Raw genomic sequence first — 1,211 nt, 5'->3', positions numbered from 1 at the left:
GGCCGGCGCGCTGGGCGTGGCCACGCCGCTGATGGTGGAACGGTACGTGCGCGGCAGCGGCCGCTACAACACCGCGCTGGGGCTGGTGATGACGCTGCAAGGCGTGGGCGCGGCGCTGAGTCCCGCCGTTGCCAACAGCGTGGTCGGGGCGCAGGGGCATTTCGGCCTCGCGTTCGCCGTGCTGGCGGGCTGCGCGGTGCTGGCCCTGCCGGTCTTCTGGCTGGCGCAGCGGACTGCGGGCCGCCGCGGCGCGGCAACCGCACCGCCGCCGCCCTTGCCGGCCTGAGCGGGAAGGCCCCTCCCACGCCGTTCCGATTGACGCCTGCGGGCCTGCTGCGTTACAACATGTTTCCTGCCGCGTCCCGATGGCTGATACCGATTCTCCGGTGCAACCCCTGCGTTGCCTGCCCCCGCGGCCTGTCCCAACCGAAACTGCAGGGAGCACTCCGCATGGCACGACGCGACGGCATCCACGACATCTCCATGGGCGCGCACGACGCCCTGCATGCGATCGGCCGCCGGGCTGACGCGCTGTTGCTGGGCATCGTCGCCCTGGGCGGGGCCGTCGCCCTCTGGATCGGCGTGGTGCACGGCCGGCCCGGCACCGCCGCGCTGTGGGGCCTGGGTTTGACGGGCCTGGCCGCCCTGGCCTACCTGCTGGCACGCGGCACGCTGCTCAGCCGGCTGGCCATGGTGGTGGCCGGCATGGGCATGGTGGCGCTGCACATCCAGCTCAGCCTGGGCGCCACCGAGATGCACTTCGGCGTGTTCGTGTTCCTGGCCTTCCTGCTGGCCTACCGCGACTGGCGGCCCATCCTCTTCGCGGCGGGGCTGATTGCCGTGCACCACATCGCGTTCGACCGGCTGCAACTGGCGGGGTTGCCGATCTATTGCCTGACCGAGCCCGACTTCGGCCGCATCCTCATCCATGCCAGCTTCGTGGTGGTGCAGACCGCGGTGGAAGTCGCCATCGCCCTGCGCACGCGGGCCGACGCCATCGAATCGGCCGAGCTGCAGCAGCTGTGCCGCCTGCAGCCGAACGGCCAGCTGTCGCTGGATGTGGGCCACGTGGCCGTGCGCAGCGCGGCGGCCCGGGCGCTGCAGGGTGCCTTGGGGCGTCTCAATGGCGTGGTGGCCGACGTGCACCAGGCCGCGGCCGGCCTGGCGTCGGCCTCGGGCGAGATCGCCTCCGGCAACCACGACCTGAGCCA

2 pseudogenes are annotated in these 1,211 nt (G+C 72.4%); both read left to right on the top strand.

Features of this window, described 5'->3' with window-relative positions:
- Positions 1-286: pseudogene (locus tag AC27IO_RS24465) on the top strand (MFS transporter); the annotation flags it as partial.
- Positions 287-450: 164 nt separating this feature from the next.
- Positions 451-1,211: pseudogene (locus tag AC27IO_RS24460) on the top strand (methyl-accepting chemotaxis protein); the annotation flags it as partial.

It is taken from the genome of Acidovorax sp. KNOB132, from assembly GCF_057541515.1.
This window is presented reverse-complemented; position numbering and strand designations above follow the sequence as displayed.